General features: G+C 68.6%; 10 protein-coding genes. 8 read left to right on the forward strand and 2 right to left on the reverse strand.

What is annotated here, in order from left to right:
• Positions 1–107: 107 nt before the first annotated feature.
• On the reverse strand, positions 108–458 hold the full coding sequence (locus ACFFGH_RS24500) for a hypothetical protein (protein WP_386673228.1): 351 nt from the start codon (positions 456–458) through the stop codon (positions 108–110).
• Between the two features lie 108 nt (positions 459–566).
• A complete protein-coding gene (gene hrpA / locus ACFFGH_RS24505; RefSeq protein ID WP_386673229.1) occupies positions 567–4,421 on the reverse strand; it encodes an ATP-dependent RNA helicase HrpA in 3,855 nt (1,284 codons plus the stop codon).
• A gap of 119 nt (positions 4,422–4,540) precedes the next feature.
• Between hrpA and ACFFGH_RS24510 the strand changes: the two genes are divergently transcribed.
• The 8 genes from ACFFGH_RS24510 to ACFFGH_RS24545 all read left to right on the forward strand — a co-directional run bounded on the left by ACFFGH_RS24510 (position 4,541) and on the right by ACFFGH_RS24545 (position 13,427).
• Positions 4,541–6,037, forward strand: coding sequence for an MmgE/PrpD family protein (locus tag ACFFGH_RS24510; RefSeq protein WP_386673231.1), 1,497 nt, complete (start codon positions 4,541–4,543; stop codon positions 6,035–6,037).
• Positions 6,037–6,963 carry a methylisocitrate lyase gene (prpB, locus tag ACFFGH_RS24515; protein ID WP_386673232.1) on the forward strand — a complete coding sequence of 309 codons (927 nt, stop codon included), beginning with the start codon at positions 6,037–6,039 and terminating at the stop codon, positions 6,961–6,963. The genes ACFFGH_RS24510 and prpB overlap by 1 nt, the downstream gene beginning before the upstream one ends.
• 1 nt (position 6,964) lies before the next feature.
• Positions 6,965–8,083, forward strand: a complete 1,119-nt coding sequence (locus ACFFGH_RS24520) for a bifunctional 2-methylcitrate synthase/citrate synthase (RefSeq protein WP_386673234.1) — start codon at positions 6,965–6,967, stop codon at positions 8,081–8,083.
• Positions 8,084–8,158: 75 nt separating this feature from the next.
• On the forward strand, positions 8,159–8,986 hold the full coding sequence (locus ACFFGH_RS24525) for an aldo/keto reductase (protein WP_386673236.1): 828 nt from the start codon (positions 8,159–8,161) through the stop codon (positions 8,984–8,986).
• Between the two features lie 212 nt (positions 8,987–9,198).
• Complete coding sequence (locus ACFFGH_RS24530; protein ID WP_386673238.1) at positions 9,199–10,215, forward strand: LacI family DNA-binding transcriptional regulator; 1,017 nt, start codon at positions 9,199–9,201, stop codon at positions 10,213–10,215.
• A complete protein-coding gene (locus tag ACFFGH_RS24535) occupies positions 10,212–11,177 on the forward strand; it encodes a carbohydrate ABC transporter permease (RefSeq protein WP_386673240.1) in 966 nt (321 codons plus the stop codon). The genes ACFFGH_RS24530 and ACFFGH_RS24535 overlap by 4 nt, the downstream gene beginning before the upstream one ends.
• Positions 11,174–12,040, forward strand: coding sequence for a carbohydrate ABC transporter permease (locus tag ACFFGH_RS24540; RefSeq protein WP_386673241.1), 867 nt, complete (start codon positions 11,174–11,176; stop codon positions 12,038–12,040). The genes ACFFGH_RS24535 and ACFFGH_RS24540 overlap by 4 nt, the downstream gene beginning before the upstream one ends.
• A gap of 61 nt (positions 12,041–12,101) precedes the next feature.
• Positions 12,102–13,427 (forward strand): ABC transporter substrate-binding protein, encoded by a 1,326-nt coding sequence (locus tag ACFFGH_RS24545; RefSeq protein ID WP_386673243.1) that lies wholly within the window; start codon positions 12,102–12,104, stop codon positions 13,425–13,427.
• Positions 13,428–13,452: the final 25 nt, after the last annotated feature.

Raw genomic sequence — 13,452 nt, forward strand, 5'->3', positions numbered from 1 at the left:
ACGCTCCGGCTGATGCCCCGATCCGTCCTATCGCGCCCGGTTTGTGGGAAGCGATAGGCCGGAACGGGCACTCTCACAGGGCGATCGCGACGGTGGACCGCGTTCGACTATTTGTACGTCGGCTTGCAGATGATGATGTGGCTGATGTCCTTGCCATTCTCGGAATACACCTTCTTGCCGTAGAAGTGCTCGAACACCGTGATCTGCCGGCCAGCCTTGACGACAACCGTCTTGAAGTACCTCTTGTGGGAGAAGTAGTACTTGTGGGATTCGTACTTGGGCTCGAACTTGTAGCAGTTGTCGCCCCAGTAGCCCGGCTTGTTCGTCTGCGACGTGGCCGGATCCGTGTAGTCATGGACGTACGGCGGCGAGTACGTCGCCATGGCCGGCGCCGCTGTGCTGACTCCGAGCACGGCTGAACCGGCGATCGCCCATGCCGCCAGGGTCGTCTTCTTCATATCGAACTCCTTTGATCGATGAGACGGGCCTCGCTGTGGGAGCCTACGTCGACTTCGAGGGTCATTGGAGGGTGAAACGGGGGCGGCCCGCTCCGCCAGGGCTTCATCTCAGCCTGAGCCGGCGAGCGCCTTCGCGATGCGCTGCAGCGACACCGTCTCGGCGGTGCCCAGGTGCTGGGCGAAGAGGCTGATGCGGTACTCCTCGAGCAGCCACCTGGCGCGCACCAGGTGCTCCGGGGCGCCGGCGGGAAGCGGCAGGGTGCCGCCCGCCGCCGTGTACCGGTCCGTCGCGGCGGCCACGTCGTTCATCCACACCCGGTCCCTCGCGACATCGGTGGGCAGTTTCGACACTCGTGCGGTGATGCCCTTCACGTACCGCACCAGGTGACGCATCCGGTCGAGCCCCGTGGCCGAGACGAAACCGGCGGGAAGCAGGGCCGAGAGCTGCTCCCGGGCATCGGACAGGGCCGGCAGCAGCGCCATGCTGGTCGCGCCCTTCAGCGCCCGCTCCGCGTCCCTGGCGGCGCTGAGGACGCCGGTCACCGTCGTCACGGTCTCGTACAGCGCATCCATCAGGCCGGCGGACACAGCCCGGCGGATCGACTCGAACCCGTCGCGGCTGAACACGAGGCCGTCGGGCTGCGCGGTCCGGATGCCGGCGTCCACGCACGCGAGCAGGCAGTCGTCGAGCAGTGCTTTCACCGAGGGGTATGGACTCGTGGCGAGGGTGAGCTTCTCGGTGGCGCTGAGGTGCTCCTGCACGTATGACAGCGGCGACGGCACGCCGAGCACCAGCAGTCGGCGCACGCCCTTCGGGTGCTCCCGGCGTTGGTCCTCCGGGGTCGCCATGAGACGGATCGCGACCGATGCCCCCTCGTCGACGAGGGCCGGATAGCCGCGGATGAGGTTGCCGCCGTGGCGGGTGTCCACTTGGCGCGGCAGCTCGTCGAAGTCCCAGGCGGTCAGGCCGCCCCGTTCGAGCGCGTTCGGCGTTCGCGCCGTGACGTCGGCAACCGACTCCCGCACCCGGCTGCGCAGCTTGTGCTGCAGGGAGGGAAGGTCCTTCGACCTGGCCAGCACGCGGCCCCGATCGTCGGACACGGCGAACGTCATCCGCAGGTGCGGTGGCACCCGCTCGAGGTCGAAGTCGCCCGAGTCGACCGGTGTGTAGGTGAGCCGCTGGATCTGCGCCGCGAGGAAGTCGGTCAGGAGGGCCTCGTTCACGTCCACGTTCACCGGCATGGTGTCGAGCAGCCGGCGTGCCCAGTCGGCCGCCGGCACCACGTTCCGGCGGATCGGCTTCGGCAGGCTCTTGATGAGCGCCGTCACGAGCTCCTCACGGAACCCCGGGACCAGCCAGTCGAACCCGGCGGGGGAGAGCCGGGCGAGCAGCGGGAGCGGCACCTGGACGGTGACGCCGTCGTCCTCGGCACCCGGCTCGAACCGGTAGCTGAGCCGGAGCGTCTGGTCGCCCTGCCGCCATTCGCTGGGGAAGGCGTTCTCGTCGATGGCCGACTCGTCCTCGTCGAGGAGGTCGCGCTCGGTCATGGTGAGCAGGTCCGGCGTCTCGCGACGCGCCTTCCGCCACCACGACTCGAAGCTCCGCGTCGAGGTCACATCGGCCGGCACCCGCTTGTCGTAGAACGCGAAGACCGCCTCGTCGTCGAGCAGGATGTCACGGCGCCGCGTACGCTCCTCGACCTCGGCGAGCTCGTCGCGCAGCCGCTTGTTGGCGCGCTGGAACTCGAACGCGCGATCCCGGACGACGGTGCCCGGCCAGTCCCCGTCGACCATCGCGTTCCGCAGGAACAGCTCACGTGCGTACACGGGATCGATCCGGTCGAACTGGATGCGCCGCCGCCCGACGATCGGAACGCCGTAGAGGGTCACCCGCTCGTACGCGACCGCCGATCCCTGTTTCTTCTCCCAATGCGGCTCGCTGTAGCTGCGCTTCACCAGCTCGCCCGCGATCGGCTCCGCCCACGCCGGATCGATCGACGCGGCGGTGCGGGCGAACAGGCGGCTCGTCTCCACCAGTTCTGCCGCCATGACGGCGCTCGGCTGCTTCTTCGCAAGGCCGGATCCGGGGAACAGCACGAACCGCTGATTGCGAGCGCCGACGTAGTCGCGCTTCGCGGGATCCCGCAGCCCCAGGTGGCTGAGCAGGCCCGCCAGCATCGAGCGGTGGATGCCGTCCGGGCTGACCCGCGGGTCGCCGACGCGAAGGCCGAGCTGCTTCGCGGTGCGGGTGAGCTGGCGGTAGACGTCCTTCCACTCCCGCACGCGCAGGTAGTTGAGGTACTCCGCGCGGCACATCCGCCGGAACTGGTTGCCGCTGAGCTCCTTCTCCTGCTGCTCCAAGTGGTTCCAGAGGTTCAGCAGGCTGAGGAAGTCGCTCGTCGGATCGGTGAAGCGCGCGTGTGCCGCGTTCGCCTGCTCGCGCTTCTCGAGCGGCCGCTCCCGAGGGTCCTGGATGCTCAGGCCGGCGACGATCGCCATGACCTCGCGGGTGACGTCGTGCTGCCTTGACTCCAGGATCATCCGCGCGAACCGCGGGTCGATCGGCAGCTGGGTGAGCTGCCGGCCGATGCGAGTCACCTGCAAGCCGGTCCCTGAGCCTGTCGAAGGGTCCGAGCTCTTCGCTGTTTTCAGGGCGCCGAGCTCTCGGAGCAGGTCGAGGCCGTCCTTGATGCCGCGGGAGTCCGGGGGCTGCAGGAAGGGGAACCGCTCGATGTCGCCGAGTCCGAGCGACACCATCTGCAGGATGACGGCCGCGAGGTTGGTGCGCAGGATCTCGGGATCCGTGTACTCCGGGCGCCGCGCGTAGTCGGCCTCGGAGTACAGCCGGATGGCGATGCCGGGACTGGTCCGCCCGGCCCGGCCGGCGCGCTGGTTCGCCGACGCCTGCGAGATCGGCTCGATCGGCAGGCGCTGCACCTTCGACCGGGCGCTGTACCGGCTGATCCGGGCGGTGCCTGCGTCGATGACGTACTTGATGCCCGGCACCGTGAGGCTCGTCTCGGCGACGTTGGTCGCCAGCACGACGCGGCGGCGGATGCCCGGCATCGTGCTGCGCTCGAACACCCGGTGCTGGTCGGCGGCGGACAGCCGCCCGTAGAGGGGAAGCACCTCCGTGCCCGGCAGATCCCGCCCCGTGATCGCGTCCTCCGCGTCCCGGATCTCGTTCTCCCCGCTCAGGAACACCAGCACGTCGCCGGGCGGCTCGACGGCGAGCTCGTCGAGGGCGTCGTTGATCCCCTCGATCACGTCGCGGTCTTCGCGGACCGCTGCCGGCTTGCCATTGCGGCGTGGCGCCGGGATCTCCTCGTACGCGTCCAGGTCGTCCTCGTCGGACGGCTCCGCGTCGGCGACGAGCGGCCGGTAGCGGACCTCGACTGGATACGTGCGGCCGCTCACCTCGACGATCGGGGCCCCGCCGAAGTGCCGCGAGAAGCTCTCCGGGTCGATGGTGGCGCTCGTGATGATGACCTTGAGGTCCGGGCGGCGGGGGAGCAGCTGCTTCAGATAGCCGAGCAGGAAGTCGATGGTGAGGCTCCGCTCGTGCGCCTCGTCGAGGATGATCGTGTCGTACTTCTTGAGGTCGCGGTCCCGGTGCATCTCCGCGAGCAGGATGCCGTCGGTCATCAGCTTGATCCGCGTGCGTTCGCTCACCCGGTCGGTGAACCGCACCTGGTAGCCGACCAGGTCGCCCAGCTCCCCGCCGAGCTCCTCGCTGATCCGCTCCGCGATGGTGCGCGCCGCGATCCGCCGCGGCTGGGTGTGTCCGATCCGCTCCCTGCCGAGCTGCAGGCAGATCTTGGGCAGCTGCGTCGTCTTGCCCGACCCGGTCTCGCCTGCGACGATGACGACCTGGTTGTCCGCGATCACGCGCGCCAGATCGTCCCGCATCTGGCTGACGGGCAGCTCCGGCGGGAAGGTGATCGAGGGGAGGTCGGTCAGCATGAGCCTTCCATCGTACGACGCGGCGCAACCCGCACCGGTGGTCCAGAATTCGCCGCCTGCGCGGCTGCACCGGGCGAGGCCGATGCCCCGCGAAGGGCGCTCCACCGTAGGCTGATCGGGTGCAGCTCCACGAGGTCCGCGTCCACCCCAGTGAAGAGAACCTGCCGCGCGAGGAACAGCTCGCCTGGAAGATCGCCGAGGTGGCGACGGACCCCGTCGGGGTGACGGATGAGGTCACCGACATGGTGATCAACCGGATCATCGACAATGCCGCCGCCGCCGCAGCGTCCCTCCGCCGCGCGCCCGTCGCGGCCGCCCGCAGCCAGGCGGCCCGCCACCCGTATGCGCCCGGTTCCACGGTGTTCGGGCTGCGCGGCTGGTACAGCCCTGAGTGGGCGGCCTGGGCCAACGGGGTCGCGGTGCGTGAACTGGACTTCCACGACACGTTCCTCGCAGCCGACTACTCCCACCCCGGGGACAACATCCCGGCGATCCTTGCCGTCGCCCAGCACACCGGCCGCACCGGCGAGCAGCTGCTGCGCGGCATCGTCACCGGATACGAGATCCAGATCGACCTGGTGCGCGCCATCAGCCTGCACCGGCACAAGATCGACCACGTCGCTCACCTGGGGCCAGCCGCGGCCGCCGGCATCGGCACCCTGCTGGGTCTCGGTCCGGAGACGATCTTCCACGCGATCGGTCAGGCGCTGCACACGACGACCGCGACACGGCAGTCCCGGAAGGGTGAGATCTCCACCTGGAAGGCTTACGCGCCGGCGTTCGCCGGGAAGATCGCCGTGGAGGCGGTGGACCGGGCGATGCGCGGGCAGACGAGCCCCACCCCGATCTACGAGGGCGAGGACGGCGTGATCGCGTGGCTCCTCGACGGGCCCGACGCCCTCTACGAAGTGCCGCTGCCGGAGCCCGGCGAGATGAAGCGCGCCATCCTCGACAGCTACACGAAGGAGCACTCCGCGGAGTACCAGGCGCAGGCGTGGATCGACCTCGCCCGCCGGCTCGGACAGGAGCGCACAGAGCTGCGCGACCCGGCGAACATCGACAGCATCGTGCTGCACACCAGCCACCACACTCATTTCGTGATCGGCAGCGGCGCGAACGACCCGCAGAAGTACGATCCGACCGCAAGCCGGGAGACGCTGGACCACTCGATCCCATACATCTTCGCCGTCGCCATGCAGGACGGCGTGTGGCATCACGAGCGCAGCTACGCCCCAGAGCGCGCGGCCCGGCTCGACACCGTCGAGCTGTGGAAGAAGGTGCGCACGGAGGAGGACGCCGAGTGGACCCGGCGGTACCACTCGACCGACCCTGCGGAGAAGGCGTTCGGCGGCCGGGTCGAGATCCGGCTGACAAACGGCGGAACAGTGGTGGACGAGATCGCCGTCGCGGACGCCCACCCGTCGGGGGCGCGGCCGTTCACCAGGGACCAGTACGTGGACAAGTTCCGGACGCTGGCGGAAGGAGCGATCGCGGATTCCGAGGTGGAGCGCTTCCTCGAGACGGCGCAGCGCCTCCGCGAGCTGACGGCGGCCGAGCTCGGCGGACTCAACCTCCGGGCCGACCTGCCGACCGATGGGCCGGAGGGGATCTTCTGATGCTCTACGCCGCGACGACCCCCGCGCAGAAGCGCCGGCTGCTCCGCGAGCGGCTCGCCGCGGGGGACGTGCTGCAGTTCCCGGGTGCCTTCAACCCGCTCTCGGCACGGCTGATCGAAGACAAGGGCTTCGACGGGGTGTACATCTCCGGCGCGGTGCTCAGTGCCGAGCTGGGCCTGCCCGACATCGGCCTCACCACGCTGACCGAGGTGGCGCAGCGGTCGCAGCAGATCGCCCGCATGACGAATCTGCCCGCGCTCGTCGACGTCGACACCGGCTTCGGCGAGCCGATGAACGTCGCTCGGACGGTCCAGACGCTCGAGGACGCCGGCGTCGCCGCGGTGCACATCGAGGACCAGGTGAACCCAAAGCGATGCGGCCACCTCGACGGCAAGCAGGTGGTGGGTGCGGACACGGCGGTGAAGCGGATCCGGGCCGCGGTCGACGCGCGCCGAGACCCTGACCTGCTCGTGATGGCACGCACCGACATCCGCGCGCTCGAGGGCCTCGGCGCGGCGATCGACCGGGCCAGGCAGCTCGTCGATGCCGGCGCCGACGCCATCTTCCCCGAGGCGATGGCCGACCTGGGCGAGTTCGAGGCGATGTGCGCAGCCCTCGACGTGCCGGTCCTCGCCAACATGACCGAGTTCGGCAAGAGCGACCTCTTCACCCGGCAGCAGCTCGCCGACGCCGGAGTGCGGATCATCATCTATCCCGTCACGCTGCTGCGGCTCGCCATGGGCGCCGCGGAGGCCGGCCTCGATGAGCTGCGGGCGAGCGGTACGCAGCAGGGTGCCGTCGAACGGATGCAGACCCGGGCCCGGCTCTACGAGCTGGTGGACTACGCCGGCTACAACGCATTCGACACGACGGTCTTCGATTTCCAGGTGCCCGGTCTCCACCGGGCAGAACCGGCAGGGGAGTGAGATGAACGACATCCGCAAGGGACTGGTCGGCGTCGTCGTCGACACGACCGCGATCTCGAAGGTCAACCCGGAGTCGAACTCGCTGCTCTACCGCGGCTACCCGGTGCAGGAGCTCGCCGACCGTTGCAGCTTCGAGGAGGTCGCCTATCTGCTGTGGAACGGCGAGCTTCCGACGCCGGACCAGCTCGCCGAATTCCAGGCCGAGGAGCGCGCGAACCGGACGCTCGACGACACCGTGCTCGGGGTTCTCGACGAGCTGCCGCACACCGCACATCCGATGGATGTGCTCCGCACCGCGATCAGTGTGATCGGCGCCGCCGACGAGACGCTGAACGAGCCAGGCGGCTGGACGGATGAGAACGCCAACCGAGGCCGCTCCCTGCGCCTGCTCGCGCAGATCCCTTCGATCCTCGCCTACGATCAGCGCCGCCGCCGCGGGCAGACCCTCATCCCGCCGAGCGAGAACCTCGGGTTCAGCGAGAACCTGCTCAACATGACGTTCGGCGAGGTGCCCGGGCCGGTGGTGACGAAGGCGTTCGACGTCTCGATGATCCTGTACGCCGAGCACTCCTTCAACGCGTCGACCTTCACCGCCCGTGTCGTCACCAGCACGCTGAGCGACCTGTACAGCGCCGTCACCGCGGCGACCGGTGCGCTGAAGGGACCGCTCCACGGCGGCGCGAACGAGGCCGTGATGCACATGTTCGAGGAGATCGGCTCCGCCGCCGACGCGGAGCGCTGGCTCGACGAGGCACTGTCACAGAAGCGCAAGATCATGGGGTTCGGCCACCGGGTCTACAAGCACGGCGACTCCCGTGTGCCGACCATGAAGGCCGCCCTGGACGCACTGGTGGAGCACTACCGCCGGCCCGATGTCGCGGAGTTGTACGACGCGCTCGAGAAGGCGATGACGGATCGGAAGGGGATCCTCCCGAACCTGGACTACCCGAGCGGACCGGCATACGCGCTGATGGGCTTCGACACCCTCACCTTCACACCGCTCTTCGTGGCCAGCCGGATCGTCGGGTGGACCGCCCATGTGATCGAGCAGCTGCAGGCGAATGCGCTCATCCGGCCGCTCAGCGAGTACACCGGCGAGAGCGAGCGGCACCTCAGCTGAGAGGGAGCCGCTGTTGCGGTCTCCACGGGCGCGCAGCCAGACGACTCTCGGACTCCGCATGGAACGATGAGGTGCATGACTGTGCCCACGCGAACGCTCAATTCCGGTTCCGCCATTCCGCAGCTCGGCCTCGGTGTCTGGGCGATCGACCCGTCCGACACGCAGCGCGTGGTGGAGGAGGCGCTGGAGATCGGCTACCGGCACATCGACACGGCCGCGGCGTACGGGAACGAGGAGGGCGTCGGCAAGGCCATCGCCGCGTCCGGGGTTCCGCGCGGTGAGATCTTCGTCACCACGAAGCTGCCGAACCACGAGCACGGCACTGACGTGGTGCGGGATTCCTTCCGGGCGAGCCTCGACCGGCTCGGTCTCGACGCCGTTGACCTGTACCTCATCCACTGGCCGGTGCCGTCCGGAGATCGCTATGTGGAGACCTGGCAGACGTTCGAGGAGCTCGCCGCGGAAGGGCTGATCCGGTCGATCGGCGTCTCCAACTTCCTTCCGGAGCACCTGGAGCGGCTGCTCACCGAGGCCGACACCGTGCCCGCCGTGAACCAGATCGAGCTTCACCCGATCTTCCAGCAGCGCGATGTCGTGGAGTACAGCCGCTCGAAGGGGATCGAGATCGAGGGGTGGAGCCCACTCGGCTCGGGCAAGTACGACCTCGCCGGCATGCCGGGGGTCTCAGAAGCGGCGCAGGCGCACGGCAAGACGCCGGCGCAGGTGGTGCTGCGCTGGCATCTGCAGCGCGACGTGATCGTGTTCCCGAAGTCGACCCATTCCGAGCGGCTGCGGCAGAACTTCGACCTCTTCGACTTCGAACTCACGAACGAGGAGCTCGCCGCGATCGACGCGCTCGATCGCGGCGAGCGGATCGGCGGAGACCCGCGCGAAGTCGACTGAGGCGACGCCCGGCGGCTGAACCAGTACCGGTCCCTCCGGCAGGCTCAGGGACCGTGCGGGTGTCTCCTGTCCCGGTCCCTTCAACAGCCAACGACCGAGTTCGGTATCGCTTCGGCAACGGGTATTGATCCAGCCGAGCCCGGGTGCTAGCTTCGTGTTCGGGCGCTGTAAACGTTTACACGTCCGGCTCCTTCAATGGCGAACGGACCCCGATGGCATCACGCAGGTCGACCCTCCACCTGGTCGCCGAGCACGCCGGGGTGTCCATCGCGTCGGTCTCCCGGGTGCTCAACGGCCTGCCTGCTTCGGAGTCGGTGACCGAGCGCGTGCAGCGTGCCGCCGCCGAACTCGGGTACGTCCCCGATGCCACGGCGCGCTCCCTGAAGGTCGGCCGGACGGAGCAGATCAGCCTGGCCGTCGCCGACGTCGGCAACCCGGTCTACGTGTCGATGATGCACGCCGTCGCCGACGTGCTGACGCAGTCCGGCTACCGGCTCGTGATCTCCTCCACCGGCAACGACCCTGCCGACCAGATCGACCTGCTCGAGAACCTCAATCGCGGCTATGTCGACGGCATGATCCTCAGCCCGCTGCGGGTCACCGAGCCGCTGCTCGACCGGATCCGGGGCAGCCGGCTCCCGCTCGTCATCATCGGGTCCCTGCCCGACGGGATCGACGTCGACAGTGTGCGCGCCGACTCCCGTGAGGGCGTCGGCCTCGCCGTCGATCACCTTGCCGATCAAGGCCGCCGGCGGATCGCCTTCCTGAACGGCCCGATCGACACGGTGCCGGGCACCGCCCGCCTCGCCGGTTATCTCACCGCGATGGAGCGGCTTGGGCTGGCCACCTCCGGCGACATGCAGGTCGAGGCATCTGACTTCACCTTCGCCGCCGGTCTCGTCGCCGCCGAGACGCTGCTGCAGCAGTGCAACCCGGATGCGATCGTCTGCTCCAACGACCTGCTGGCAGTCGGCGCGCTGAAGGCCGCCGCCAGGCGGGGCCTCAGCATCCCGGAAGAGCTCGCCATCGTCGGAATGGATGACACCGACATCGCCCAGCTCACCACCCCGACGCTCTCCAGCGTGGACCTCGGCGCGGTCCGCCGCGCGCAGACGGCCGCCAGGCTGCTGCTCGACCGGCTTGCCGATCCTGATCGGCCTGCCCGGCATCCGATCGTGCGGCCGTCGCTCACAGTGCGGGAATCCTCGACGGCGGGAGCGGGATCATGACCGAGGTGCAGCGTCGCACGCTCGAGCCGTCGCTCGCCGCCGACGACACCGGCGGGCCGCGGCGGAAGCGCCGGCGGTTCCGCGGCGGCGGACCGTCCGGCAGCGGCAGGGACGCCTGGATCCTGGTGCTCCCGACCCTGCTGCCGGTCGTGCTGTTCAGCGTCTATCCGCTGCTGCAGGGCATCCTGCTCGGCTTCACCGACTCCCGCGCGGGCCTGGGCGTCGAGACCAGCTTCAACGGCATCGACAACTACATCGAGCTGCTCGGCTACGACCTGTTCTGGAACTCGTTCCGGATCGGCCTGATCTGGGCGTTCTCGGTGACGATCCTGCAGTTCCTGGCGTCGCTCGGGCTGGCGCTGCTGCTGAACCTCGACCTCAAGCTCCGGTGGCTCGCGCGCACTCTGGCGCTCGTGCCCTGGGCGATGCCGCCGGTGATCGTCGCGATCATGTGGCGCCTGGTGCTGAACCCCACCTTCGGTCCCGTGAACGAGACCCTCGCGATCCTGGGACTCCCGAGCGACATCAACTGGCTCGGCAGCTTCGAGACCGCGCTGCCCGCCGTCATCGTCGTGGGGATCTGGTCGGGGATGCCGCAGACCACGGTGGTCCTCCTGGCGGGGCTGCAGAACGTGCCCGCCGAGCTCCACGAGGCGGCGGCGATCGACGGGGCCGGCACTTGGCGGCGGTTCTGGCACGTGACTCTGCCGTCGCTGCGCCCCATCATCTTCGCGATCACCACGCTCGATGTGATCTGGAACTTCAACTCGTTCGCACTGGTGTTCGTGCTGACCGCCGGAGGACCAGGCGGGCAGACGATGCTGCCCATGCTCTTCGCCTACAACGAGGCATTCCGCTACGGCAACTTCGGGCTCGCGTCGGCGATGGGCAACGTGATGGTGATCGTGATCGCCTTCTTCCTGTTCTTCTATCTCCGGGCGCAGGCGAGGACCCGTAAATGAGCACGCAGACGAGCACCCTCACCAGGCGAGGGAAGAGCCGGCTGGCGGTCCGCCCGCTGCAGTACCTCGCCCTGCTGGCCTACATGGTCTTTCTCGGCTTCCCGCTGCTCTGGCTGATCCTGGTCGCGTTCAAGACGCCGCGTGAGCTGAACTCCCCGAACCCGACGTTCCTGCCGCAGCAGCTCAACTTCGACAACTTCGCCCAGGCCATCGCCAAGGCCGACCTGTTCACCGCGGCCGGCAACAGCCTCATCGTCGCGGTGGCCACCACCACGGTGGTCACCCTCATGGCGCTGCCGGCGGCCTACGCGCTCGCCCGGTTCAAGACGAAGCTCCGGGGGATCGCGACTGGCTGGATCCTGCTCAGCCAGGTGTTCCCCTTCATCCTGATAATCATTCCGCTGTTCATCGTGCTGCGGAACATCGGTCTGCTGAACTCGCTGCTCGGACTGATCGTGATCTATTCGATCTGGTCGCTCCCGTTCGCCCTCTGGATGCTGCAGGGCTACATCGGCGGCATTCCTCCCGAGCTGGAAGAGGCCGGGGCGATGGACGGCGCCTCCCGGCCGAGGATCCTCCGCGCCATCGTGCTGCCGCTGCTCATGCCCGGCCTCGTCGCGACGAGCCTGTTCACGTTCATCTCGTCGTGGAACGAGTTCTTCTTCGCCCTCGTCCTCATCCAATCGCCCGAGCTGCAGACGCTGCCGCTCACCCTCGCCCGCTTCGTCGGCGCTGAGGGGCAGGTGCAGCTCGGCCAGCTGGCAGCCGGGTCCCTGCTCGCCACGATTCCGAGCCTCGTCTTCTTCGCCATCATCCAGAAGCGTCTGACTTCCGGACTGCTGAGCGGAGCCGTCAAGGGATGACCCCTTCCCCGCGGACACAGCGATGTGGCCGCACTGCCATCACGAACAAGGAGCAACAGCAATGAGAAGAACAGCACTCAACAGCACGGCGCGGAGGAGCGCGACGCTCTCCGGCCTCGGACTGCTCGCCATCACCGCCCTCTCCGGGTGCGCACTCGGAGGCGGTGGCGGCGGTGGCGGCAACGGCGGCGGGGGCGACGACGGCGGCGAGCCCGTCACGCTCCAGTTCCAGAGCCTCGCGTTCCAGGACACCACCATCGCGGCCACCGAGGACATCGCCGACACCTGGAACGCCGACAACCCCGACGTCCAGGTCGAGATCATCCAGGGCAGCTGGGACAACGTCCAGGACCAGCTGGTCACCCAGTTCCAAGGCGGCACCGCGCCCGACATCATCCACTACGAGTCCGCGGCGATCATGTCCTTCGCGGAGCAGGGGTACCTCGCCGACCTCAGCGACACGCTGAGCGACGAGGTGATGGCTTCGGTCAGCGACGACGTGTGGGGGACCGTCACATCGAGCGACGGGGCGATCATCGCGGCGCCGACGCTGATGCAGAGCTACGTCGTGTTCGCCAACGCTGACGCGCTGGAGGATGCCGGCGTCGCCGTGCCGACCGGCGAGACGATGACCTGGGACGAGTTCGCGGAGATCGCGCGTGCCACGACGGGTGACGACACCTACGGTGTCGCCTGGGGCCTCCGCTCACCGACCGCCACCGTGATGAACATGGCGCTGAACTTCGGCGGCACGTTCTTCGAAGGCGAGGGTGAGGAGGCCACCATCAACGTGGGCGACGCGGAGCTCGAGGTTCCCCGCCGCATCCACTCGATGGCCTACGAGGACCAGTCGATCGATCCCGTGAGCCTGACGCAGAGCGGAACGGATGCGCTGCCCGGCTTCTTCGGCGGCACCTCCGCGATGTTCTTCGGCGGCAACTTCTACGCGCAGCAGATCAGCGAGTCGGCGCCGGAGGACTTCAACTGGGTCGTGCTGCCGCCACTCGAGGGGAGCGAGGGCATCGCGCAGGCCGCGAACCCCCAGACCCTGTCGGTGCCGGCGGAGAGCGACAACGCCGAGGCGGCCGGTGAGTTCATCAACTACTTCATGAACGCAGAGAACCAGGCGGCGCTGGCACAGGGCGACTGGCTCATTCCGGCCTCCGCTGAGGCGCGTGAGGTGGTTGCGACCGAGACCGGTGGTGAGAACGGCTGGGACGTGATCCTGCAGACCGCCGAGGCGCTCACCGTCGCGCCGTTCCAGTCCGCGAGCGGCTACGTGCAGTGGCGCGACCAGGTGGCGACACCGGCGCTGCAGCAGTACTTCGCGGACGAGATCAGCATCGATGAGCTGCAGTCGCAGCTGCAGGAGGGCTACTCCAGCTGATCCGGAGGGGGCCCGCCGGATCTCC

The organism is Lysobacter korlensis, from assembly GCF_042434515.1.

What these genes read in the sequence shown, in the direction of transcription:
- prpB (WP_386673232.1), top strand. Translation starts at nt 6,037, where the DNA reads ATGCTCTACGCCGCGACGACCCCCGCGCAGAAGCGCCGGCTGCTCCGC.
- ACFFGH_RS24525 (WP_386673236.1), top strand. Translation starts at nt 8,159, where the DNA reads ATGACTGTGCCCACGCGAACGCTCAATTCCGGTTCCGCCATTCCGCAG.
- hrpA (WP_386673229.1), bottom strand. Translation starts at nt 4,421, where the DNA reads ATGCTGACCGACCTCCCCTCGATCACCTTCCCGCCGGAGCTGCCCGTC.
- ACFFGH_RS24545 (WP_386673243.1), top strand. Translation starts at nt 12,102, where the DNA reads ATGAGAAGAACAGCACTCAACAGCACGGCGCGGAGGAGCGCGACGCTC.
- ACFFGH_RS24530 (WP_386673238.1), top strand. Translation starts at nt 9,199, where the DNA reads ATGGCATCACGCAGGTCGACCCTCCACCTGGTCGCCGAGCACGCCGGG.
- ACFFGH_RS24535 (WP_386673240.1), top strand. Translation starts at nt 10,212, where the DNA reads ATGACCGAGGTGCAGCGTCGCACGCTCGAGCCGTCGCTCGCCGCCGAC.
- ACFFGH_RS24520 (WP_386673234.1), top strand. Translation starts at nt 6,965, where the DNA reads ATGAACGACATCCGCAAGGGACTGGTCGGCGTCGTCGTCGACACGACC.
- ACFFGH_RS24500 (WP_386673228.1), bottom strand. Translation starts at nt 458, where the DNA reads ATGAAGAAGACGACCCTGGCGGCATGGGCGATCGCCGGTTCAGCCGTG.
- ACFFGH_RS24540 (WP_386673241.1), top strand. Translation starts at nt 11,174, where the DNA reads ATGAGCACGCAGACGAGCACCCTCACCAGGCGAGGGAAGAGCCGGCTG.